This window comes from Nitrososphaerales archaeon (genome assembly GCA_032906765.1).
GTDB lineage: Archaea > Thermoproteota > Nitrososphaeria > Nitrososphaerales > Gagatemarchaeaceae > DASPPF01.
This window is the reverse complement of sequence record JAJTZB010000010.1, coordinates 1-21,162: the sequence shown is the minus strand read 5'-3', so window position 1 is coordinate 21,162 and position 21,162 is coordinate 1. Positions and strand designations below refer to the sequence as shown.

Annotated in this window: 26 protein-coding genes; 11 read left to right on the top strand and 15 right to left on the bottom strand. The window is 57.6% G+C overall.

Annotation, left to right across the window (positions count from 1 at the left end; all coding sequences use genetic code 11):
- Positions 1-23 precede the first annotated feature (23 nt).
- From LYZ69_09170 to LYZ69_09160, 3 genes are all read right to left on the bottom strand, one after another.
- Positions 24-677, bottom strand: a complete 654-nt coding sequence (locus LYZ69_09170; protein ID MDV3278614.1) for a DUF47 family protein — start codon at positions 675-677, stop codon at positions 24-26.
- 113 nt (positions 678-790) lie between these two features.
- Entirely contained in the window at positions 791-1,696 is a 906-nt protein-coding gene (locus tag LYZ69_09165; GenBank protein MDV3278613.1) for a hypothetical protein, read from the bottom strand.
- The gene (locus LYZ69_09160) at positions 1,693-3,015 is read right to left on the bottom strand and encodes a hypothetical protein (GenBank protein MDV3278612.1); all 1,323 of its coding nucleotides are present in this window, start codon (positions 3,013-3,015) and stop codon (positions 1,693-1,695) included. Before LYZ69_09160 ends, LYZ69_09165 begins: the two co-directional genes overlap by 4 nt.
- Before the next feature lie 68 nt (positions 3,016-3,083).
- On the opposite strand from LYZ69_09160, the gene upp reads away from it, so the two are divergent.
- Positions 3,084-3,731 carry a uracil phosphoribosyltransferase gene (gene upp / locus LYZ69_09155; protein ID MDV3278611.1) on the top strand — a complete coding sequence of 216 codons (648 nt, stop codon included), beginning with the start codon at positions 3,084-3,086 and terminating at the stop codon, positions 3,729-3,731.
- Positions 3,732-3,740: 9 nt separating this feature from the next.
- On the opposite strand, the gene LYZ69_09150 is transcribed toward upp, so the two are convergent.
- The gene (locus tag LYZ69_09150; GenBank protein MDV3278610.1) at positions 3,741-5,504 is read right to left on the bottom strand and encodes an ATP-dependent DNA ligase; all 1,764 of its coding nucleotides are present in this window, start codon (positions 5,502-5,504) and stop codon (positions 3,741-3,743) included.
- A gap of 89 nt (positions 5,505-5,593) precedes the next feature.
- Between LYZ69_09150 and LYZ69_09145 the strand changes: the two genes are divergently transcribed.
- Positions 5,594-5,935, top strand: a complete 342-nt coding sequence (locus LYZ69_09145) for a hypothetical protein (protein MDV3278609.1) — start codon at positions 5,594-5,596, stop codon at positions 5,933-5,935.
- Positions 5,936-6,017: 82 nt separating this feature from the next.
- On the opposite strand, the gene LYZ69_09140 is transcribed toward LYZ69_09145, so the two are convergent.
- Positions 6,018-6,422 (bottom strand): hypothetical protein, encoded by a 405-nt coding sequence (locus tag LYZ69_09140; GenBank protein ID MDV3278608.1) that lies wholly within the window; start codon positions 6,420-6,422, stop codon positions 6,018-6,020.
- A 104-nt stretch (positions 6,423-6,526) separates the two neighbouring features.
- Between LYZ69_09140 and LYZ69_09135 the strand changes: the two genes are divergently transcribed.
- The 3 genes from LYZ69_09135 (at position 6,527) to LYZ69_09125 (ending at position 7,772) form a co-directional block, all read left to right on the top strand.
- Positions 6,527-6,817: a DNA-directed RNA polymerase subunit K gene (locus tag LYZ69_09135; GenBank protein MDV3278607.1), complete on the top strand. Its 291-nt coding sequence runs from the start codon at positions 6,527-6,529 to the stop codon at positions 6,815-6,817.
- 18 nt (positions 6,818-6,835) lie between these two features.
- On the top strand, positions 6,836-7,246 hold the full coding sequence (locus tag LYZ69_09130) for a hypothetical protein (GenBank protein ID MDV3278606.1): 411 nt from the start codon (positions 6,836-6,838) through the stop codon (positions 7,244-7,246).
- Between the two features lie 238 nt (positions 7,247-7,484).
- Positions 7,485-7,772: a DNA-binding protein gene (locus tag LYZ69_09125; protein MDV3278605.1), complete on the top strand. Its 288-nt coding sequence runs from the start codon at positions 7,485-7,487 to the stop codon at positions 7,770-7,772.
- Between the two features lie 44 nt (positions 7,773-7,816).
- Here LYZ69_09125 and LYZ69_09120 read toward each other — a convergent pair whose 3' ends face one another.
- Positions 7,817-8,071 (bottom strand): GIY-YIG nuclease family protein, encoded by a 255-nt coding sequence (locus tag LYZ69_09120; protein ID MDV3278604.1) that lies wholly within the window; start codon positions 8,069-8,071, stop codon positions 7,817-7,819.
- Positions 8,072-8,223: 152 nt separating this feature from the next.
- Between LYZ69_09120 and LYZ69_09115 the strand changes: the two genes are divergently transcribed.
- The 4 genes from LYZ69_09115 (at position 8,224) to LYZ69_09100 (ending at position 11,571) form a co-directional block, all read left to right on the top strand.
- The gene (locus LYZ69_09115; GenBank protein MDV3278603.1) at positions 8,224-9,543 is read left to right on the top strand and encodes a hypothetical protein; all 1,320 of its coding nucleotides are present in this window, start codon (positions 8,224-8,226) and stop codon (positions 9,541-9,543) included.
- A 79-nt stretch (positions 9,544-9,622) separates the two neighbouring features.
- Positions 9,623-10,162 carry a GNAT family N-acetyltransferase gene (locus LYZ69_09110; GenBank protein MDV3278602.1) on the top strand — a complete coding sequence of 180 codons (540 nt, stop codon included), beginning with the start codon at positions 9,623-9,625 and terminating at the stop codon, positions 10,160-10,162.
- Between the two features lie 14 nt (positions 10,163-10,176).
- Positions 10,177-10,743: a thymidine kinase gene (locus tag LYZ69_09105; GenBank protein MDV3278601.1), complete on the top strand. Its 567-nt coding sequence runs from the start codon at positions 10,177-10,179 to the stop codon at positions 10,741-10,743.
- 57 nt (positions 10,744-10,800) lie between these two features.
- The gene (locus LYZ69_09100) at positions 10,801-11,571 is read left to right on the top strand and encodes a nucleoside phosphorylase (protein MDV3278600.1); all 771 of its coding nucleotides are present in this window, start codon (positions 10,801-10,803) and stop codon (positions 11,569-11,571) included.
- On the opposite strand, the gene LYZ69_09095 is transcribed toward LYZ69_09100, so the two are convergent.
- Positions 11,568-12,797 carry an alkaline phosphatase family protein gene (locus LYZ69_09095; GenBank protein ID MDV3278599.1) on the bottom strand — a complete coding sequence of 410 codons (1,230 nt, stop codon included), beginning with the start codon at positions 12,795-12,797 and terminating at the stop codon, positions 11,568-11,570. The two genes, LYZ69_09100 and LYZ69_09095, sit on opposite strands and share 4 nt — an antisense overlap.
- 120 nt (positions 12,798-12,917) lie before the next feature.
- Between LYZ69_09095 and LYZ69_09090 the strand changes: the two genes are divergently transcribed.
- Positions 12,918-13,952 carry a galactose-1-phosphate uridylyltransferase gene (locus LYZ69_09090; protein MDV3278598.1) on the top strand — a complete coding sequence of 345 codons (1,035 nt, stop codon included), beginning with the start codon at positions 12,918-12,920 and terminating at the stop codon, positions 13,950-13,952.
- Here the strand turns inward: LYZ69_09090 and LYZ69_09085 are convergent, their stop codons facing one another.
- The 6 genes from LYZ69_09085 to LYZ69_09060 form a co-directional block, all read right to left on the bottom strand.
- Complete coding sequence (locus LYZ69_09085; protein ID MDV3278597.1) at positions 13,953-14,975, bottom strand: hypothetical protein; 1,023 nt, start codon at positions 14,973-14,975, stop codon at positions 13,953-13,955.
- A 31-nt stretch (positions 14,976-15,006) separates the two neighbouring features.
- A complete protein-coding gene (locus LYZ69_09080) occupies positions 15,007-15,639 on the bottom strand; it encodes a metallophosphoesterase family protein (GenBank protein ID MDV3278596.1) in 633 nt (210 codons plus the stop codon).
- Complete coding sequence (locus LYZ69_09075; protein MDV3278595.1) at positions 15,636-16,877, bottom strand: hypothetical protein; 1,242 nt, start codon at positions 16,875-16,877, stop codon at positions 15,636-15,638. Before LYZ69_09075 ends, LYZ69_09080 begins: the two co-directional genes overlap by 4 nt.
- A gap of 3 nt (positions 16,878-16,880) precedes the next feature.
- The gene (locus LYZ69_09070; protein MDV3278594.1) at positions 16,881-17,546 is read right to left on the bottom strand and encodes a nucleotidyltransferase family protein; all 666 of its coding nucleotides are present in this window, start codon (positions 17,544-17,546) and stop codon (positions 16,881-16,883) included.
- Positions 17,547-17,589: 43 nt separating this feature from the next.
- Entirely contained in the window at positions 17,590-18,309 is a 720-nt protein-coding gene (locus LYZ69_09065; protein MDV3278593.1) for a hypothetical protein, read from the bottom strand.
- 87 nt (positions 18,310-18,396) lie between these two features.
- Entirely contained in the window at positions 18,397-19,275 is an 879-nt protein-coding gene (locus LYZ69_09060) for a heme o synthase (GenBank protein MDV3278592.1), read from the bottom strand.
- Between the two features lie 111 nt (positions 19,276-19,386).
- On the opposite strand from LYZ69_09060, the gene LYZ69_09055 reads away from it, so the two are divergent.
- Positions 19,387-19,509, top strand: a complete 123-nt coding sequence (locus LYZ69_09055; GenBank protein ID MDV3278591.1) for a twin-arginine translocase TatA/TatE family subunit — start codon at positions 19,387-19,389, stop codon at positions 19,507-19,509.
- 95 nt (positions 19,510-19,604) lie between these two features.
- Here the strand turns inward: LYZ69_09055 and LYZ69_09050 are convergent, their stop codons facing one another.
- The gene (locus LYZ69_09050) at positions 19,605-20,504 is read right to left on the bottom strand and encodes a twin-arginine translocase subunit TatC (GenBank protein MDV3278590.1); all 900 of its coding nucleotides are present in this window, start codon (positions 20,502-20,504) and stop codon (positions 19,605-19,607) included.
- 242 nt (positions 20,505-20,746) lie between these two features.
- Complete coding sequence (locus tag LYZ69_09045) at positions 20,747-21,055, bottom strand: twin-arginine translocase TatA/TatE family subunit (GenBank protein ID MDV3278589.1); 309 nt, start codon at positions 21,053-21,055, stop codon at positions 20,747-20,749.
- Positions 21,056-21,162: the final 107 nt, after the last annotated feature.

Below are 21,162 nucleotides of genomic sequence, written 5' to 3'. Positions count from 1 at the left end.
TAAAGCCTTGTCTCTGCGGCCGGCTAGAGTCCCAGCGCGAGTATCGTACTCGCGTCGGCAGCGCTGAGCATTGCGTCCGCGCAGTTCTCTATCGATTCTATGAGCTCCTTCAGCATCAGGAGCTCCTTGACTCCCTTCGACATCTTCAGCACCATGGCCACCGACTCCCTGTACTTCGTGTCTATCGCACCCTCGATCTGCTGAACCTGCGAGGTCATCTGTATCGACTGGTCAGAGTTGATTGAGAGCGCCCGAACGCTCTCGTTGAGCTTGGAGATACCGTCGATCAGCAGGCCGAGCAAGGAGGTTATCGCCTCCCTGTACTTCTTGTTGCTGGCCGTCGCCCGTGGGAGTTGCGACATCTTGAACGCTATCCCATTGACGTGCCCGAAGATGTCCTCCACTGCGAACGCGGCCCGCAGCATGTCCTCCCTGTTGACGAGCAGCGTGCCCACCTGAGAGAGCTCCCGGATCAGAGCCGTCCTGAGAGTCGACACGTCTTCCTCCGCCTTCTTCACCTTCTCCATTGCAGCGCCAACCTGCATCTTGTCTCCCTTGGCGAGCGCACTGTACTCGTCAAGCAGGACCCTGCTCGCGTCGAGGACCCTCCTCATCTCGTCCTGGAGGACGACAACAGTCCTCCTTCTCGCTTGAGTTTCACCTTCAGGACCTGACATGAAAATCCGACCGCATCAACGCATTACGAAGTTAGGATTTAAGACTAGGCACAAAAGCTGCAGTTATTGGTGCTTCCTGGGGAGCCGTCCCCCGCCCGAGCGTCTGCTTATCCCTACTTCTTGTCAGATTCCTTGGCGTAGTCCCTCAGTGGCGCGATCAGGTTGGTGAACTCCATCGGGAAGATGTACTTCGTGGATGGGCTCGCTCCGAGCGCCTTGAGGGTGTCGAGGTACTGCAGCACCATCGTCTTCGAATCGATCGTCTTCGCAGACTGGAAGATCAGGCTCAGTGCCTCCGCGTAACCCTGCGCCCGCAGTATCGCCGCCTGCCTGTCTCCCTCTGCCCTTAGGATGGTCGACTTCTTGTCGCCCTCTGCCACCAGGACGGTCGACTCGCGCTTGCCGTCCGACTCGGTCACCATCGCCCTCCTGGACCTCTCAGCAGACATCTGCTTCACCATCGCCTCCTGCACGTCCTGCGGAGGCCTGATCTCTCTTATCTCCACGTTCGTCACCTTGATCCCCCACCTCACCGTCACCTCGTCGAGCTTCGTCCTCAGGACGGAGTTGATCTGCTCCCTCTTCGCGAGGAGCTCGTCGAGGGGAATGTCGCCGACGACAGCCCTGAGGGTGGTTGTCGCTATACCTATCGAAGCCCCTTCGAAGTTCTGGACTTGGACGACGCTCTGCGTCGCTTCCAACACCTTGTAGTAGATGAGGAAGTCGATGTCAGTCGGCGCGTTATCCTTCGTGATGCACGTCTGGTGGGGCACCTCTAGGAAGCGCTCCCTCAGGTCAATCTTCTGGATCCTGTTGATGAAAGGAAGGACAAAGACTACGCCCGGCCCCTTCGCCCCGACAAGCCTGCCAAGTGTGAACATGACGATTCTTTCGTACTCCTTGATTATCCTGATCGAGTATCCAATGAAGCCTATGACGATTAGGACGACGATTCCCTCTATCACGTAGTTGATGATATCGCCCGTTGTCAGGATTGCTGCGGTCTGGAGAAAGCTCACTGTCCCAACTTCTCTACAACCAGCTCCAGTCCTTTGACCGCTTTAACTCTTACTTGGTCGCCGCGCACGAGTCCCTGCGAGGATAACACACTCCACTGCTCCGACTCGATGAGCGCCACTCCTTTGCCCGGCGGCTTCAGGTCAGACTGCATGACCCCTTCCTTCCCAATCTTGTTTGCCAGGTCTAGCGTCTTGGGCCTCCCCATCAACCCCTGTCTGATTCTCCGCAAGTAGATGCTCCCGATGACTATCGCTCCCGCGAGGGCAGCCAAGAGGCCGTAGGTGATGTTGGGTATGCCCGAGAAGTTCGCTCCCGGCAGAGCTGGGTTCGAGGGGGAAGAGGGAGGCAGCTGGAAAATGAGGAGGAACCCGACAATGAAGATGACGACGCCGATCAGGGCACTGATGCCATGTTGAGTCTTCACCTCGAGGAAGATGAAGGCCGCACCGATAATCATGAGCAGGATGGCCACGGGAGGGGCGCCGAAGACGCCTAGCCCGAAGAGGGCCAAGGCAATGACAGCAACGCCCGCTATGGAGAGGACGAGCGTCGGATGATAGATGTCAATAAGCACGGCCGACACACCGAGCAGGAAGAGCAGGCTCGAGACGTTGGGGTCGCTGAACACGGATATGAGGGTCGGCCTCAGACCAGGGGTATCGATCGACGTTGATGCGGGTACACCGAGCTGGGAGAGGGCGCCTTGGAGGCTTGTGGAGTTGATCACGCCGTCTATGACGTGGAGCTGGAGTGCCCTTGTGTAGGGGTACGACATGCCCTGGCTGACCATCAGCCCGGTAGCAGTGGCGTTCCTCCCGTTGCTGCTCGTCAGAGTCTCCATGTATGAAGTGAAGGCGTTGATGTCCTTCCTCATCGTCGTGTTCTCCTCGCCCGTCGGAATGCCAGAGACTATCGGGGTAGCAGAACCAATCGTCGTGCCAGGCACCATGTAGATCTTTGTCGATGCCTCGGCTATGTACGAGCCGGCGGAGAAGGCGAACGCTCCCTGCGGAGCCACCAATGTGGTGAACGTCCCTCCCCACTGCTGGTAGCTCGATATCGAGCCGATCATCGACTCCATGCTGCCCCCGTCGCCGCCGTTGGTCGAAAGTACGAGGACCAGGTGCCCAGCGCAGGCAGCTTCCGCGTTGCTCACGACAGAGGCCAGGAAGTCTGCGGAACCTGGGTCGATATTCGCGCTGAGGGAAGCAACGTAGTACCCCGTCTGCGACGCGCAGGTCTGGGCGCGGGCCAGATTGGCCTGAAGAGCGAAGGCTGCGAGCAAGACAACGAGCAATGCGAGCCTGAAGGTCTTCATTTGTCCAAATCAATTACGACGCAGAGTAGCATATATACTGTCGTGACGATGCTCCGCGAGGGCGTAGGGTGCCAAAGCCCAAGATCACAGTGCTGGACCACCCGATGGTTCTCGAACAGCTCACTCTCGCTCGCAACAAGCGCACGAGCCAGGTGGCATTCAGGAAAGCAATCTACAGGCTCGGGAGGTTCCTCGCCTACGAGTTCCTTCGGACTATGGAGACAAAAGAGGTCAGAATCGAGACTCCTCTCGGCGCGACAATCGGCCACAGGGTGAAGGGCAACGACAAGATTGTGATTGTGATGATCCTGAGGGCGTCCATCCCATTCGTGGAGGGCATGTACAAGAACCTCCCGATGGCGAGAACGGGTGTGATCAGCGCCTGGCGCGGCAAAGCTCCAGACTTTCCGATAGAGGTCGGCTATGCAAAGATACCCAACATCCGCAGGGACGATGTTGTAATCATAGCAGACCCGATGCTCGCCACTGGGCATACTCTGCTCGAGGTCGCAACGAAGGTGATGGAGAAGGCAAAGCCGAAGAGGCTCGTCTTCTTCTCGGTCCTCTCCACCATGGCAGGAATCAACTACGTCAGTAAGAGGTTCCCGAAGGCCGAGTTTTACACGTGCGGGATAGACCCGAAGCTGAACGAGCACGGGTACATCGTCCCAGGGCTCGGAGACGCGGGAGACAGGGCCTTCGGGTCGCCCCTTTAGGATGTCTATTCAGGACGAGGCTTCGACGTGCTTCAGTTGTCTGTTATACATCGAGACGATCTCCTCGACCGTCGTCGCATCCTCCGCCCGCTTGTCGTCCCGTATCTTCCCTGTGAACTTCGGGAACCTGAGTGAGATTCCAGCCCCTGGTCTGATCCTGTCCATGGCCGCCGTGTGGATGGGCGATAGAGTCAGTTCTGCGGCGATTGTCTCGATGACGAGGTGGGGCCTGAACCAGACGTCTGGTTCCAGCTTTGACTCGACGTTGGGTGGCCTGACCGAGCTCTCGTAGGGCTTTAGCAGCTCTGGCAACTTTCGCAGGTCCTCGTCCGAGAAGCCGGTGCCTATTTTCGCGACGCTTGTGAACGTCTCGCGCTTGTCGTCGTAGGCTGCGAGGAGGTAGGTGCCGTACGTTCCAGTCCTCCTCCCCTTTCCGTGGAATGCGCCGACGATCGGGAGGTCGATTGTGTCGGTCAGCTCGCTCCTGTACTCCCTCTTCAGCTTGATCCAGGCAAATTCCCTTGCTCCCGCCCTGTAGCCGGACCGCAGGTCCTTGACGACGAGCCCCTCACAGCCGTTCTCTATCGCCTCCTCCATGAACCTCTCGATTTCCTTCGGGTCGGACGAGCGAAGGGCGGGGACTGGGCGGGTCCGGGCAGTTGGTCTCAGTATCTCTTCCAACTTCTTCCTCCTGACTGTGTACGGTTGCTCCGTGTAATCCTTCGCCCCTGCGAGGAGAAGGTCGAAGAAGTTCAGTGCGACTGGGTACCGGGCCATCGCCTCCGCGACCCCGTACTTCCTCCTCCTGTGCATAAGCTCCTGAAAGGGAAGATACTCCCCAGTGTCTTCGTTTATCGCCACTACCTCAGCCTCCAGGATGGCGGTCGTTGCTGAGACGTTCTTCTTCACGAGCCCGATAGCGTCAGGGTAGTGATCGGTAATGACCTCCAGCCTCCTTGAGAAGAGCGTGACTTTCTCGCCTTTCTTGTGGATCTGGAGCCTCTCGCCATCAAGCTTGTACTCCGCGGCCACCTCCTTGTCGCCCATCTTGTGGACAATCGCCTCAGCCGAATTCAGCCTCTCCGCGAGCATCGGGCGGATCGGCACTCCCACTTCGAGGCGTATCGAGCCGATGCCACTGGCTCCCTTCGACGCGACGGTCTCAACAACGAAGCCGAGGTCGGGGTGCACGTTGTACGCCCTCTCGATACTGGGTCTCTCCTTCTTGCTCCCTAGGAAAGCGAGGGCACAGGCGTCGAGCACGGTGTAGTCTGCCACGCCCAGCCTGAGCTCACCTGTGACCGTCCTCATTATGAACTTGGCCTCGCGAGGGCTTGCGTCGTTGAGGAGGCTGATCAACTCCTTCTGTTTGGCGTCAACGGAGCCTTCGCCGCTCTGCCTTGCTATCCTCAGTAGCGTGTCGTACACCCTCCTCAGCGAGAGCGCCTGCGAGAAGAGGGTACCCTGCGCCTTCGCCTCGAGCAACTTCTCGGCTGCGCTTCCAATGTCACCGAGCTTCACATACGTCTTGTAGACCTCGTCGGAAGAGAGTCCGGTCGTGGAGTTGAGGGCGCGTAGCGTCATCTTCTCGGCCAGACCAAGTTCCACGCCCTCGTAGTCGGGCCTGAGTTTCCCCTGAGTGAGATACACTAGTATCGAGAGCTCGGCTTTGGGCGTCTCCTTCAGGAGCGAGGAGAAGACCTCAGTCATTTCGTTCCTGCCTGAGATTCCCTCCAGTCTAGCATAGTAGTCGGCGACGGCAGCGTATCTCAAGTACGTTGGCGACGGGCGGGTGGCTTATTTGCGTCTTTCCGAGGAAAAGGCTTAATTCCGCTCCCTCGGTCGGGCTATCGACATTAGAGATGGGCGGAACCAAGAAGAAGTCGCTTGCAGCCATGGAGAAGGAGCAAGATGCGAAGGATAACGAGGAGGCAGGTCAGAAGGGAAAGAAAGGCAAGGAGCAGAAAGGTGCTCCCCAGCAGCAGAAGAGGTTGCCTTTTCTCCCGCCCAAGATGAGCGAGGATGAGATGGTCAAGGCGCTCTCACCCTTGAAGGCAATCACAGTCTTCGGGGCTTCCAGAGTGCTCGGCGTCAATGCATCGATAGCGACTGGGTTGCTCCGCATCCTCGAGACCGAGAAGAAGATCGCTAGGGTTGGCGGATTCAGCGGACACTACGTCTGGTCAGCTGTCCCGAAGAGCTAAGACCGCTTCATCTCGAAAATCTGCTCCGACGCGGTGCCTCAGTGTGTCGAACGTTGGCCTGGGCCCCTCCCGGGCGAGGAGCCTACTCCGACACGTCGAGCGCCAGCCTCACAACGTCGCCAGCCTTCAGCGTGTCGAGGGCCTCGATTCCCGACTCGACCTTGCCCAGCGGGTTAAGGGGTCTCTCGCTCTTGACGCTCCGCAGGAAGATGCAAAGGAGGCTCCCAGAGGCAAGGAATGCGATGTCTCCCCTCTCTAGGCTGAGCCTCGGCTTCTCCACTCCGACCCTGATGTCCGTGAAGAGGGAGGCCATTGCCGGTTGGACGCTGACACGGCTCTCAATCGGCAGGGCGCGGAGGATTGCGTTCACAGTGAGAGGAGCCAAGTGCCTGTAGAGTGAAACACTGGCGTTGCCCCTTCCCCTCACCTGCGCGGTGCATGCAATCTTCGAGACCGACCCTGCTCCGGTCTCCGATGGCTGGGACATGTGTTGGAGCCACCAGAATCTCGCGTTTTAGGCGTTTTTGTCGAAATAGTCGGAAAGACTTATCAGACGACCGAAGGGGGCGTTAACAAACCCAAGGCTCTCTCATGGCACCCCAAAAGTCGACAAAGAAGGCTAAGCAACCATCACTTACTGAATTCGAGATCAAGATCGGTCCTCCCAAGCTGACGCGGTTCGAACGCGCCAGGATTGTCGGCGCGAGGTCCCTCCAGATTGCGATGGGCGCTCCTGCCTTTATCCCAATCGAGGGGGGTCACAGAGGACCGATTGAGATTGCAACTGCGGAACTCGAGGAGGACGCTCTCCCCATTTCAATCAGACGCGCCCTTCCCAACGGCGTTTTCCAGGACATACCCATCAAGGCTCTGGCCAAGTAGTCCTCGCGGGTGCTTTGGATGACGCGAGGGAAAATCTTCGTCAACGACACCCTCGGGGATGAAGCGAGGAGGATTTTGGCTGACTACGATCTGCTGCAGAGGACGAAAGAAACAGTGGTGATAGTGAACGTCGAAAGGGGTGAAACCGTTGACGAGGACTCGGTGCTCAGGATTCTCCAGGAGAGGCCGGAGACAAGATACGCCACAGATGTCTTCTGGGAGAAGGAGGGCAGAGAGGTCTTCGACGCGACACTGTGGAGCCTCCAAATTTCTCAGGGACTCTTCACACTGCAGGAGCGAGCGGCGGCAAGGAAGCCATCGAACGGGTCAGGCGAAGGCCGCCGAGAATCTGATGACCTTTCTCAAGAAAGGAGAGGCTGCCAACAGAGTCGACGTGGCGGAGTACATCGGCTGGGAGCGGTTGGATAGCGAGTCCAGTTTCTCTCATCATGTATAAATAGCCCATGGGGGACGCGTCGCAACTAAGGAAATACACATGCCAGACAGAAAACCAAACACTCGCAGACCAGAAGGACACAGGTCGGGGCCACGAACTGCTCCGAGACCAAGGCCAACGGAACCGCAGCAGCCGCAGCAGCCGCAAGAGCAACAGCAGTCGCAGCAGCCGCAAGAGCAACAGCAGTCGCAGCAGCCGCAGCAGCAACCAATGCAAAGACCACAAAGGACATCGCCACCTAACCACATCTTTGTCGGCCAAAAGCCAGTGATGAGCTACGCCATGAGCGCTCTCATCCAGCTGACGCAGGCCGGCGAGATTGTAGTCAAGGCGAGGGGAATGGCAATCGGCAGGGCAGTCGACGTGGCTGAAATAGTCACGAAGAGGCTCGGCAATGGCCAGTTCTTCGTCAAAGACATCAACATCAACACTGAAGTCGTTGGCGAGGGCAGCGAGCAAAGAAACGTCTCTTCGATAGAGATAGTCGTCGGCAAGTAGAATCAGCGACACAATCAGGGCATCGTCGTCAGGATTCGCCAGCGCTAGCTGAGGCCCTCTCTGCTTCGATATTTTCGGCAGAGAAGGAGCTTCCCGCTTTTGTCTAACCTTTTGATTTCTACCTCACGCCTCAGAGCGCTCTCCCGTGAGCTCCTCTCTTCGAGGAACGCGAGCTCAACGGGCCTCCTCGCGCGCGTATAGCGCGAACCGATTCCTTTGTTGTGCTCCCCAACCCTTCTCTCCGGGTCTGTAGTATAGCCAGTGTAGAGTGTTTTGTCCGCGCACATGACGATGTACACAAAGTGGCGTTGACCACCTGTCCTGGGTCGCAGCCGCTCTCCTGTCTTCGCGTTTCGCGCCAAATTCGAGTTTTGCAACGTTGTCACGACTCCTGAGCGATGCTACACAAAAGTTATAAGCAAAAAAAAATCTGGTTAACGCCAACAAAAAGTTGGTTAACACACGTGCGCAACCCGTAACAAGAACGGGAATCTTTGCGCCAAGGTTCTCTGACAAGGATCTCTACAGGCTAGCGGAAAGATACGGCACCCCGTATTTCCTGATCGACGAGACCACTCTCAGAAAGAAGGTGAGCGAGATGGAGCAGGCGTTCGCCGAGTTCAAGGGAGCGTTCAGGGTCGCCTACTCGATCAAGGCGAACTTCAACCCTTCAGTGATCAGGGCGTTCGCGAGCGAAGGGATAATGTTCGACTTGACGGCGCCAGCGGAGCTTCAGTTCCTGCTCAAGTGCGGCGGCTCAGCCGAGAGCGTGCTGTACACGAGCATAACGGAGACACTGTCAGAGTACGAAGAGATACTCAGCCTTGGGGTGAGCAAGGTCGTCGTCGCCAGCTACAACGGGCTTCTCAACCTCATCGAGGCTGTCGGGAGGACAAACGCCCGCGTGAACGTGATGATAAGGGTAAACCCGGAGGTGCACGTGCACGCCGAGCTGAGGGGGTCGATGGGCCACGGCAAGTTCGGAATGCAGTTCGATGGCCCCATCCAGGACACAGCTTTCAACGCCTTGAGGAAGATCCTCGCGACCCCTGGGCTCAGTTTTGAGGGATTTCACTTCCACTTGGGGAGCCAGATCGAGGACCCCGCATGCTACGCAGAGGCGGTGGAGAAGCTCGAGAGCTTCGTGCTTGACACAAGGAAGCGGCTAGGGCACTACGACGTGAAGACGATTGACATGGGCGGAGGGATGCCTGTGTCGTACGGCCACAGGGTTCCGACCCCTAAGGAGACAGCTTCGAAAATCATGGGACAGTTGAACAGCCTGATCGAGAGCTTCGGGGGCAAGTACACCCTCATTGCAGAGAGTGGCCGTTTCCTCAGCGCAGAGTCCACGGTGCTCGTCGCTCGCATAGTCAACGTGAAGAGGTTCGGCGAGAGCAAGTACATCTACGTCGACGCAGGCTACCACGTCCTCATCGACTCCGCCCTACTCAAGCACGAGTATCCCGTCGAGGTCGTGCCCGGCGGAAAGCAGGCAATCCAGAAGACAGTCCTTGTGGGCAGACTCTGCGATCCCCTCGACGTCTTCCCGACCTCCAGCAGGTCCAAACTCGGCGGGGCAGAGGTAGGGAAGCTCGTGATGTTCAGGGATGTCGGGGCCTACTCGACAGTGATGAACATGCCTTTCCACAGCCAACCCAGGCCGTACATACTGATGCGCAACGGCCAAGGCAACTACGCGGTAGTCAGGAAAGGCCAGAGTGTTGAGCGACTGTTCGCCGATGAGGGCGGCGACTGCCTCCCGAACTGAGCTTGGCCGGTTGCGTTCCCCAGCCTTCCCTAGGAGTCCCGGGCAGGTCTACCTCGAGTTTAGGATGAAGGACGGCAGAGTGGCAGTTCTCAGAACCCTCAGGAGAGGAGATTTGCCCTCCCTCGTCAGATTCGTGAACAAGCTCGTCGCGGAGAAGCGCGTCAACCCGACGCTTGGGATTACACTTGACAAGCGCGTCACCTCGGAGACGGAGAAGGGCTACCTCTCTAAGATGCTGAAGGGGCTGAAGAGGGGGGATGTTATCAGCGTCGTTGCTCAGGTTAGAGGGGAGATTGTTGGGAATTGCGAAATAACGAGGCGAACATTCTCGGGGGAGTTGCACCACACAGGTACTCTTGGAATAGCTATACTCGACGGCTGTCGCGACGTCGGTCTGGGCGGTCGAATGCTGCAGATCTTGCTCATGGAGGCGAGGAGAGCCGGCATCCGCGTAGTCGAGTTAGAGGTCTTTTCTGTGAACGCGGCTGCGAGGCGTCTTTACGAACGGCTTGGCTTCAAGGAGGTGGGAGTGGTTCCGAGAAAGGTCCTGAGAAAGGGGAAGTATTTTGACAGCGTGGCAATGTACGCGGACTTGGGAACCGATAAATCCACAGGGTAACCTAGCCCCGACGGTTGACGTTAGAAGTAATCATTGGGCCGATGTTCTCAGGAAAGACCTCTGAGCTCATTAGGCTCGTGGAAAGGGAGGTCTACGCTAAGAAGAAAGGGGCAATTCTCAAGCCGTCTTTTGATAAGAGGTACAGCGAAAGGGAAGTGGTCACTCACAACGGACTCAGGTACGCAGCCTACTCCATAGTCGCTTCAAGGGAGGGGGTTGGTAGGATCCCAGGCATCGTCGAGCAAAACGGGCTCGATATCATAGGCGTGGATGAGGTCCAGTTCTTCCCGAGACAGATTGTGCCTCTCCTCGACTCGCTCGCCTACAGAAAGCGTGTCATAGCCTGCGGCCTCAACATGAACTTCAAGGCTGAACCGTTCCTCGGGACAATGGAGCTAGCGGCCAGGGCCGACCGCGTGAGATACCTCAGCGCAGTTTGCGTAATCTGCGGTCAAGAGGCGACGAGGACCCAGCGGCTTATCGGCGGAAAGCCGGCGCCAAAGAATTCCCCTGTGATAGTCGTCGGCGGCAAGGAGATGTACGAGCCCAGGTGTCGCGACTGCTACGAGCCAGCGAAGTGAAGGTCTGGAAGCGTTGATATCATCGCAGAGCGCATCCGGTCGGGAGGCAGTCAAGGAATGGCGCTAGAGCCCAGGGACGAGGGAGGCAGGCTGTACCACATCGGGCTGAAGAAGGCTGATGTCGGACGGATCGCCTTTCTCCCCGGTGACCCCGACAGGGTTCCAAAGATAGCGGAGCACTTCAGCGATGCCAAACCGATTGCGTCCCACAGGGAATACACTACCTGGGGTGGCCGAGTGGGAAGGGACCGTGTCATCGCAATGAGTACTGGGATTGGCGGACCAGCGGCGGCGATAGCGATAGAGGAGCTGGCGAGGCTCGGCGTCGAAGTCATGATCAGGGTAGGAACATGCGGCGCCATCTCGCCGGCTGCGAAGGTTGGTTCGACCATCATCGCTGACGCCGCTGTGAGGATGGACGGGACTAGCAACCAGTACGTCACACCCGGGTACCCGGCAGCAGCTAGTCCTGAGGTCGTCATGGCACTGAAAGATTCGGCCAACGCGCTTGGGAAGAGGCATCTCGTCGGGATCACGGCCTCTACAGACTCGTTCTACGTCGGCCAGGGCAGGAAGGGCTACCGCGGCTACTTCCCTTCGGACAAAGATTCCCTCATGAAGGACCTTCAGGCCGCGAGAGTGCTGTGCTTTGAGATGGAGGCCTCGACACTGTTCACTCTAGGCAGAATCTTCGGGCTCAAGACGGGGGCCGTCTTTGCTGTCGTCGCAAACCGCGCGACGAACGACTTTCGGGTCGGGGCGGGTGTCGCTGACGCCATCGAGGTGGCGGTCGGCAGCGTGGCGAGGCTCAAGAAATACGGTGCCTAGACTGAATTCTTCACCTTGGAGAGCACCTCGCTTCCCCTGAGAGTGCCAAGCGAACCCTTCTTGGAATTCTTCTCCGTGAAGCGCATTCCATCGGCTCTCTCGCCTGTTGTGATTAACAAAGGAACGGGGTCGCTGGAGTGCATCTTGATTGTGCACGGTGTCGCGTGGTCGCACGAGACGCCGAGCCTCAATTCACCTAGTTTCTCCGCTGCGACTGAGAAGAAGTTCCTGTCGATTGCCTCGATGCTCTTCTTCTTGCCAACTGCATCCCCGTCGTGCCCGAACTCGTCTGGGCCCTTGATGTGCACGTAAACGACAGTCCCGTCTCTGAGCTCCGAGTTGAACAGTGAGGCCTTCTTCTTCATGTCGTTCCTATCCTCGACGCTCACCATCCTCATCCCGAGGAGCCTCGCGATCCCAACCTCCGCCGGCATCTCGACGAGGGCCGTCCCCCTCATGCCGTACTTCTGCTCGAACGGCTCGACCTGTGGGAGGTGGTCTCCGGCGTCCCTGAGAAGGACACAGTTGGCAGGGAGCTTCCCCATCGAGACGCGCACCTTGTTCACAGGACTGGAGGAAAGCGCCTTGAGCACCTTCACGGTGAACTCGTTAACCAAGTCTGCTGCCCGCCTGGCGGCCGCCGAAGGAGTCTCGGGGAGCGATTTCATGATGTTCTCTCTCTTTTTCGTCAGTTTTGCGGCACCGAAGCCACCCACCCTGGCATACGCTGGGTCCGTGTTGGAGATTCCAGCCGAAAGCTCCCGGTCGGCCCTTACCACGAGGACTCCCCTGTAGGAAACGGTCGCCCTGTATTCGAATTCAGCATCCTTCAACCTGATACCGTTAATCTCCTGCTCGAGTTGCCTCGCCTCCTCTGGCGAGACGTCCCTTCCAGCCCTCCTATCGAGTATCTCCCTCCCGCGGGCACATGCCAGGTTAGCCCTGAGCGCCAGATCTCCTTTCTTGAACAGCATGTCTGCTCCCACCGCCTCAACTACGCCTCTCCCAGGATATCCCCCTTCGAATGAGTAGCCAAGCATGTTGAACACCGCTATGTCTGACTCTGGTGAAATTTTCCTGCCTACTGTAACGACGCTGCCAAGCCTCGAGGAGCTGGCTATCCTGTCTAGGTTGGGTGTGTACGCTGCCTCCAACGGGGTCGTGAAGTTGAGGAGGGGGCTCGGTCTGTCGCCACAACCGTCCAGCAGGACGTAACCTATCTTCATTGGCTGCCAGACATCTCCAAGTCGTTGATTATCAACGTTCGCCGGGGCCGACGGTCATGACCGCAGCCAACAACACCGCGGGCAAACGATAATAAACAACGCGTCGTCGGATGGCCTCCGATGGTTGAGATTAGGAAGGATTATTTTACAGAAAAACTCTCGGTCATCCTTCCGGATAGGGGCCTGAAACCGGGCCAGGTCATGCCGCAGAAGGTCGAGAAGTGCAACTACTGTCCAGGCAACGAGGACATGACACCGCCCGCGGACCTGGTCATCGTAAAGAAGGGTGAGACTTTGCTGAAGCAGACGGACTCGGAGGGAGACGTAGTGAAGAACTGGTCCGTGAGGATATTCCCTGCAAAGAACCCGCTGGTCACGCCGACGGCCCCGCCCTCATTCGGCGAGTCCCCTCACTACAGCGAACCCGCGGTTGGCTATCATTACGTGCTCGTAGCAACGCCGAAGCATGAGTTACCTTTCTCGCGGATAGACGTGGAGCAGTGGACGAACATCCTTGCCTCTCTCCAGGATAAGGTGCGTTGGCTGTATGCGCAGAAGGGGGTGAGCTATGTCCTGGTGTTCGCGAACAGTGAAAAGGAAGGGACTCCGACGGCCGTCCACCCCAGCATCCAGATCATCACAACTCCGAGGGTCCCTCCCGCAGTGGAGGTGGAGGCCGAGACCGTCCAGAACTCTCTGAACGAGCTCGGTGTCTGCCCCATGTGCCAGGTGGTGTCAACGGAGACGGGAGGTCCCCGTCAAATCCTGGCCACGGACTTCTTCATCGCCTTTGCCCCTTGGGTCTCAACGCACAGCTACGAGTTCTGGATATACCCGAAGAGACACATGACAAGCCTGTTGAAGCTGTCGCAGAAGGAGATGATGGACCTCGCGCTGATGCTCCGGTCGACCTTGGGCGGGATGGCCAAGACGTTCGATAACCTCAGTTTCGTCATGGTCTTCCACAGCTCGTCCGAGAAGAAGACGACCAAGCAGATTCATTGGCACATCGAAGTCTTCCCCAAGAAGTCTCACTGGTCTGGGCTGGAGCTGGGCGGAGGAATATACGTGAACGATGTGTCTCCGGAGGCTGCAGCGCAAGTTCTGGGAGCGAGCGCAAGGAAGGAGCTCGCCCAGCTGGTCGGGATTAAGTAGTCACTCTTTCTTCAGCCTGTCTATCATCCGCGTTTGAAGCGGGTCGCGCCCGAGAGCTATCGCGACATAGTATGACGCCATGTCGAGCTGGTACGCCATCGTGATAAGCTGCGAGAGGCTGCCGCTGCCGCTTCCGTGAATTTCAAGCGGGCGAGTCCCTCGTTTCTTGAGCACTGTGACGAAGGCATCGGTCTTCCTCCTCTCAAGAGGGCTCTCCTCGGCGTGCCTGAGAAAGATCGGGAGGAAATCCCTGGATGTGTCTTCCCATGACTGGACCTCGTTGTGGAAAAGGTCCGGCATGAGGTCGAAAAAGGCGTGCCTCTTGGCGTTCTCGTTCATTGCGTTCTTGAACCTGATTCCGACCCCTCTCGTGACCTCGCTCGCGTAGACCACGGGATTCTTCTTGACCAACTTCCTCGCAAGTTGTTTGGAGGGATTCTCGGCATCTGCAACCTCTACATCAACCGTGCCGCGCTCCTTGCCGAGAGAGGAGACAGCTTCTCTAGCCTCCTCCTCGCAGCCGAGGTCCATGCCCCTGTTCGCGACGGCAAGACAGGAGAAGACGATGAACGGGAGCATGTAGCGCGGGGCGACAACTTCAGGCATCGCGATGTGCTGGAGGCCGAGCTTCTTGGACTCCTCCTCGAGTTTCCCCCCGGAGGAGATGGAAACGACAGTTGCGCCTCTCCTCGCCGCCGTTTGCATCATCGCTATCGTCTCCTGCGTGCCTCCAGAGGCGCTGCACGCGATGGCCAGCGTCCCTTTCATGTCATGAACGGGCACTCTGCCCTTGAACACAGAAAGTTCGACACCTTGCCTCGGGCTCAGCCAGCCCGAGATTATGTCGCCACCCGCGGCAGACCCGCCCATCCCTAGCACGAAAGTCTGCTTGAACTCAGTAGGAGGCAGTTCAAACCTTGCTTCGAATCCTGACCTCGCGAGTGAGGGCCAGTCTCTGTATGCCATATAGACTGCTTTCCTGTCAATCATCTTGACCCTGGAGAACGAAAGATTACTCTTCAAAACATCTCACCCCGGTGGGATTCGCACGTGCTCACAGTCTTTCGCTCTTAAGTTCTACGCTGATTAGCCCGTCCAACCGTACTTCGGCATAGTTCCCCCGCATGAGGGGGCCAGGGTTCACGATCGTCGTGTCGCCGACCTTGTCTATTCCCCTGGAGTCGTGCGCGTGACCGGAGAGCACGAGGTAAGGTCGTTCCCTGATGATGTATTCCCTTACAGGCGCTGAGCCGATGTGTGCTCCGCCTGCCCTGTCGCACTTCGTGTTCACGGGCGGACAGTGGGAGACCAAGATGTCCAAGCGGCCCAGTCTTGACAGGATGGACGTCGCGTCTGCGTCCTCGAGTTCGAAGATTGTATGGAACGGGGTCGGATTCGAACCCCCGAGCCCCCCGATTGTGTGCTTCCCGACGGTGGCCGTCCGCCCGTGGAGGGGAACGACGCCTGTCGGGACTTTGGTCTGTGACGAGTCTGCGTTCCCTGGCACGAAGAAGGCTGTCTTGCCAGTCGAGGCGACGGCATCTAGGAACTCACTGACGAAGTCCTGACCTCCGCTTCTCGCAATGTCGCCGCCGACTATGATCGCGTCGTAGTCTTTGCCCTTTCGTCCTATCCATTCGAGGGCTGCCCTGCTTGTGTGCACATCTACGACGAACAGGACCTTCAAGCTATCCTGCCCTTCTTGACGTGCGCCTTCCGCCTCTCAATCGCGGTGGCCTTGAAGGCCAGCCGGATGAGCGACTCTTCCGCCTTGGAAAGGGTCATCCCCCTCCGCTCCTTCATCCTGGTCTGGGTCTCGATGACAGAGTCGAGACGGAGCTCGACCATTTTGGCCCTGCCGCCGTCATAGTAGGTGAAACTCGGGACGTTCCTGTCCACCAGGCCCGAAACCTGACTGGCGACGCCCACACTCTTGCCTGAATACACCGAGGCGTTAATCGAGACCTTCGCCATGTCGCCAATTACCGGTCCAAGCTTGGTCATGCCAGTGTCGACCCTCCTCCCGTTCACCTCGACGCGCACGCTACCGTAGGTATTCTTGAGGTTGCTGAATGTGCTGCCAGCGCCGAGGTTGACCCACTCGCCCACCACCGAGTCGCCGACGTAGCCCAGATGCGTCTTGTTGGTGTTGGGCATGATAATCGAGTTCTCCACTTCGCCCCCAATCCTGCACACCTCGAAGATTGATGTTCCCTCCCTCAGCAGCGCGGAGTGCACCCTCGTCCTTCGCCCTACATAGCATGGCCCGGATATCCTCGAGAAGCTCTCAATGGAGGCTCCTTCGTCGACCATGACCGGGCCGCGCCTGGTGTCGAAGGTCACGTGGTCCTCGACTTCGGCCGAGCCGTGGACCCTGAGGTTTGAGGCTGGACCCTTCACCCTTGTCTTCTCCGGCAGTTCGAGCTGGTCGCTGAATTGAACCGCTTGCTCTGCAATCGCTAGCCCGTTGCTCTCCACCATCTGCCAGCACCCCCTGAAGACAGAGCCTCTCGGCAGTTCCAGCACATCCGACCCCTTCGATAGTCTCAGGATTCGCTTGAGCCCCAGCACTCCGGGTTCGATATCCTCCACTCCAATCCTGGCTGCCACCACAACGTCTCCAGATGTCGCCACGAACCTCCCCCTCCTCTCAACCAGCGCCTGCAACCCTAGGTTGGGCCTCGCTCGGGCGTTCAGTAGAAGCACGTCGCCTTCGATCGAGGCGTTGTACTCTACCTCTTCGGACGTTCGAGTCACCTCACATATCTCGGGTCGGCCCCAGAGCGTCACATCCTTTGCACCCACCGCCCTCCTCACAGAGTCAAGAAGCGTCCTCGTCCCCCACCTCAGGAGGCCGACGTGTCTCAACGTGCTCAGGGGGGCGAAGTCCCGCCATCGCTCGTCCTCGAACAGCACAACTGTCATGGACTAGAGCATCTTGCCCATCCGCTTCATGTATTCCTCGTTTGCCTCCCGGTACGACTTTCTGTCCCCGATGTCAGTGAACTCGCCTTCGACCTTCACCCCGTAGAGCTTGTCGTGCGCCTTCTGCGCATTTTCGAACGCTTCCTTCATTCCGTACATCCTGCCAGCAGGAACGTGCCTCAGGAACCTACGCTCCATAACGTAGCACCCGACGTTGATGTACCCAGTGATCGTTGGCTTCTCTCTCCATTCGGTCAGCCTACCTTCCTTGTCAGTCTCCATGAACCCGTACTTCAGCTCGGTGCTGTACTTCATGAGGACCATCGTGGCGTCAGCCGCGTGCTTCCCGTGGAACTCGAGCACCTTCTTCAGGTCAAAGTTCAGCATGGCGTCGCCGTAGAGGCAGAGGAATCTGCCCTTGACCTTGCTCTCTGCTGACTTCAGCTGACCTGCGATTCCGAGCGGATGGATCGAGGAGGCGTACGATATCCTCACTCCAAGGTCCTTGCCGTCGCCGAAGTACTCCTGGATCATCTTGCCCAGATAACCAGTCGAGATTATGATGTCTCTCACTCCCGCCCCGTGAAGCCATTCCACTATGTGCTCCAGAATCGGTTTCGGTCCGACCGGGAGCATCGGCTTCGGAAGTAGGAACGTGAAGGGCCTCAGCCTCGTGCCGAGCCCTCCCGCAAGTATTACTGCCTGGATGCTCTTACTGCTGACCAGTATCTTGTCGCCTTGGGCTGAGGCTTGTCAGCTCTTCTCTATATGTCTCATCTGCCCCCGAGAGAATGGCCGGGTCGACCACCAGCCCCTTCACGCCGAGTTTCATCACCATGGCCAAATCGAGCCTCGACAGCCTCTTCTGAGTCCTCAGGAGGACAGGTTTGGATGAGAGATTGACTATCACGCCGAGCGTCGCGTAGTCCAGTGCGCTGAATGCCGTCCCCCTCGCCTGCGCCGGGACTGTGGCGGAGTCCAAAGCCTCGACTCCTTCCGTCTGCGAGAGATACTTCACCTGCTCGAGTATGTACCCGGTCGCTACCGCAGCGATTTTCTTGACGCGGGCGTCCGACAAGACGAAGAGCGGCATCTGGTGAGCGTACATCTCGACGAACCCGAACCGGCTGGACATTATCCTCTCCCAGTACTCCTCTGCGAGCGGTTTCGCCCCTCCGATGAAGATTCCGCAAGGGATTGAGATGGTCGAAATCACGTCGTTGATGTAGGCGTCGTGGAGGTCGTAGCTCCCCAGGTGGCTCGGATGGGCGCCATCGTCCCCGTCTATGTTGAGGATTACTGCGTCTGCGCCCGACTCCTGAGCCTTGACAGCCAGCGAGACGCTGTTCTTTGGAAGGCTGGCAATGACGATGTACTCTTTGTTGTGCGGCAGAAAGTCCAGTGGTGTACGTACCAGTGACGGGTTCTCCATTATACGAGTCCTTCTGCTGCGCGCGGGGCTTAGAAGAGACTGCTCAAATGTGGTTTACTAACAGCGCAAAAGCCGCGCATTCTCAGCTCATCGGGGTAACCAGACTGTGATGCCGAGCACGAGGAAGATGACCGTGAGGTAGGGGCTCGTTATCTTGAACAGGGTCCAGGCCGTGTTCACGTTCCTGTCTATGGCAAGCTTCGCGCTGTAGCCCATGACTGCGGCACTCAGGACTGTCGCGGCGACTGTGTAGAAGATGCTGATTGTTGTGAACAGGAAGATCGCCACTGAGAAGACTGCAAGCAGCGCGCTGGTCGCGGCTATGCAGACCGTTCCCACTTTGTCTCCGAACACCACGGGGAGCATAGGCACCCTGGCGGCCCTGTAGTCCTCCTTGCTAACTATTGCTAGGCTCCAGATGTGGGTCGGTATCCACACTATTACGAGGGCCGACATGTAGAGAGCGATTGGCGAGACACCGTCTGCCACAGCTGCGTACCCGACTAGCACAGGCATCCCTCCCGAGATGCCGCCTAGGATTATGTTCAGCCAACTCCTCCGCTTCAGCACGAGAGAGTAGACTACGATGTTGTCAACGAGTCCAATCAGCATGAACGTCGCAGAAAGAAGGTTAAACCAGCCCGCGAGAAGCACAGACAGGACTGCCATTGTTAGGCCGAACACGAGCGCATTCCCAGGAGCTATCTTCCCGCTCGGGAGCGGCCTCCCCATCGTCCTCTTCATGACGCTGTCTATGTCTCGGTCGTGATAGTTCGTCAGGACGTCAGCGGAGGCGGAGCCGAGAGTCAGAGCGGCAACCAGGACGAGAATCTGGAACAGAGACGGGGAGACTCCGGTCTCCCTGTAGGCCACAAGCATGGCGACGAACCCCGTGAAAACGAGCAAAGCCCATATCCTGGGTTTCGTGAGCTTCCAGTAATTCGAGACCGACTCAGACAGCGGCAAACAGTTCTGCCGTCCCTTGGGCCGTTAAAACGCTATCGTCTCGCTTCATGGGGTGCCATCGTTGCCTCTCGGGTCCTTGGATAAACCAAGACGGCCGAAAACTCGAGAAGCATGGCGTCAGGAGACCCGCTACAGTGGATTGTGATCGGTGTCATCGTCGAAGTCATCTTTCTGTGGGGGCCGCAGAAGATTCCGGACATCGCCAGGGCCCTGAGCAGGGCGAGGGGCGAATGACTTCCGTCAGTCCGCGCCTAGGTTCAGCGATGCCAACACTGGTCACAACGTGCAGCTCTTCGAGCTTGTCAACAGGATTGCTCGCACTCGGGGCACTACACCCACGCGCGTCCGCAATTAGGACAGAACTGTTTGTTTTCGTCTAGCCGCCATCCGCAAGAGGCGCATCTGTCTTTTTCCTTTCCGAAAGCTTCCCCTGCGGGTCTTTGTATTCTTTTCTTCTCAATCCTTCTGGCTATTATGGCTGAGATTTCGAGCATTATTACTATGGGAAAGAACATCCCGAAGTGCCCTACTACGGGCTCAGGCGTCAATGCAGCTATCAAGACGTACAGACCCAAGTAGACTATCAGCCTGTTTTTTGTAAGAGCGGTGCTCGAAAGGATCCCGAACTGGACTAGGAGCACAAAGACAGCAGGAGTTGTGAAGGCTATCGCCGCCGCCCCAACTGTGATGAAGACCATTCCAAAGTAATCGCTAGCCGTGACAACGGGCGATATGCCAAAGACCAGTGCAAAATAGGTCATGAACCGGATGATGGCCGGAGTAAGGAGGAAGTACCCGATTGCTGCTCCGCCCACAAAAAGGCCAATGAAAGCCGTCATGAACCTTCCTAGGAGTTTCTTTTCGTTGGGATAGAGGGCCGGGTCGACGAATTTGAAAATCTCGTAACCAAACACAGGGCTTGATGTGACCAAAGCCATGACTGCCGAGGCCAGGAAGTATATCTCCAACGGTGCGGTCAGACTCCCTGATATGATCGTCACCCTGCCCGCCGCAAGACTTGCCGCGTTATCCAACACGAAGGCGATCATCGGCTTGTACAATCCCGTAAAAAGGGCGCTCGGGTCGAAGGCCGCCGCCGGGAAAAGCAGCCAGAAAGCCATGCTCGCGATGTAAGCAATCGCGACTGCCTTCACTCTCTGCTTTAGCTCGCCCAAGTGCTCCCTCAGCGTCATCGATTTCGAAGCCAATGCTCCCAGTGAGTCTGTCAATGCGTGTGATCTACATAGTCCCCTAATGGAGTTAATGACGGTTTCCTAAGGCACCTAATCATCAGATTCCGAAGAATAACGGTTGTAGACAAGGACCTCGGTCTCTACAGCAAGAAGCCTTGAGAGTCCGTACAACTAGAACTGTGGGAAAAACAAGTGGCGCGTGTGCCGTAGTAGTGGCCGAAATCAAGACAGCCAGCTTCTCCACCAGGCATCCTCCGACGATGGTTACAATCGCGGGACTACTTGGTCTTCGTCTTCCAGACTATCTCTTGAGATATCTGTTCCCTTGTCTTGCCCTCGGTGTTGATTCCGAGCTGCCGTGCAGTTTCCACCAGTATCTCATCTCCTGTTTTTGTAGGAGCAACCACACCACCCACCGCCTGCGCCGTTGGTGCCACTGAGCCTGTGATTTCTTTCGATGCCTGCTCGAACTCCTTCCTTGCCCTTCCCAAAGCCTTTGCGAGTTCTGGAATCTTCCCCGGTCCCCATAGGAGTATGACAACGACTATCACGCCGACGATTATTAGTTCAAGTGGGTCTAATGCCAATACAACCAAATCCGCATTCTTCGTTTCCTTTATTTAAGCCCTTCCATTCGAGGGCTCAGTAGAAACCCTCTGACCAGAGAATAGGCCAGACTCGTTATCCTCGCCGC

What these genes read in the sequence shown, in the direction of transcription:
- LYZ69_09090 (MDV3278598.1), top strand. Translation starts at nt 12,918, where the DNA reads ATGGTTGAGATTAGGAAGGATTATTTTACAGAAAAACTCTCGGTCATC.
- LYZ69_09130 (MDV3278606.1), top strand. Translation starts at nt 6,836, where the DNA reads ATGACGCGAGGGAAAATCTTCGTCAACGACACCCTCGGGGATGAAGCG.
- LYZ69_09100 (MDV3278600.1), top strand. Translation starts at nt 10,801, where the DNA reads ATGGCGCTAGAGCCCAGGGACGAGGGAGGCAGGCTGTACCACATCGGG.
- LYZ69_09135 (MDV3278607.1), top strand. Translation starts at nt 6,527, where the DNA reads ATGGCACCCCAAAAGTCGACAAAGAAGGCTAAGCAACCATCACTTACT.
- LYZ69_09065 (MDV3278593.1), bottom strand. Translation starts at nt 18,309, where the DNA reads ATGGAGAACCCGTCACTGGTACGTACACCACTGGACTTTCTGCCGCAC.
- LYZ69_09125 (MDV3278605.1), top strand. Translation starts at nt 7,485, where the DNA reads ATGCAAAGACCACAAAGGACATCGCCACCTAACCACATCTTTGTCGGC.
- LYZ69_09055 (MDV3278591.1), top strand. Translation starts at nt 19,387, where the DNA reads ATGGCGTCAGGAGACCCGCTACAGTGGATTGTGATCGGTGTCATCGTC.
- LYZ69_09170 (MDV3278614.1), bottom strand. Translation starts at nt 677, where the DNA reads ATGTCAGGTCCTGAAGGTGAAACTCAAGCGAGAAGGAGGACTGTTGTC.
- LYZ69_09075 (MDV3278595.1), bottom strand. Translation starts at nt 16,877, where the DNA reads ATGACAGTTGTGCTGTTCGAGGACGAGCGATGGCGGGACTTCGCCCCC.
- LYZ69_09160 (MDV3278612.1), bottom strand. Translation starts at nt 3,015, where the DNA reads ATGAAGACCTTCAGGCTCGCATTGCTCGTTGTCTTGCTCGCAGCCTTC.
- LYZ69_09145 (MDV3278609.1), top strand. Translation starts at nt 5,594, where the DNA reads ATGGGCGGAACCAAGAAGAAGTCGCTTGCAGCCATGGAGAAGGAGCAA.
- LYZ69_09095 (MDV3278599.1), bottom strand. Translation starts at nt 12,797, where the DNA reads ATGAAGATAGGTTACGTCCTGCTGGACGGTTGTGGCGACAGACCGAGC.
- LYZ69_09140 (MDV3278608.1), bottom strand. Translation starts at nt 6,422, where the DNA reads ATGTCCCAGCCATCGGAGACCGGAGCAGGGTCGGTCTCGAAGATTGCA.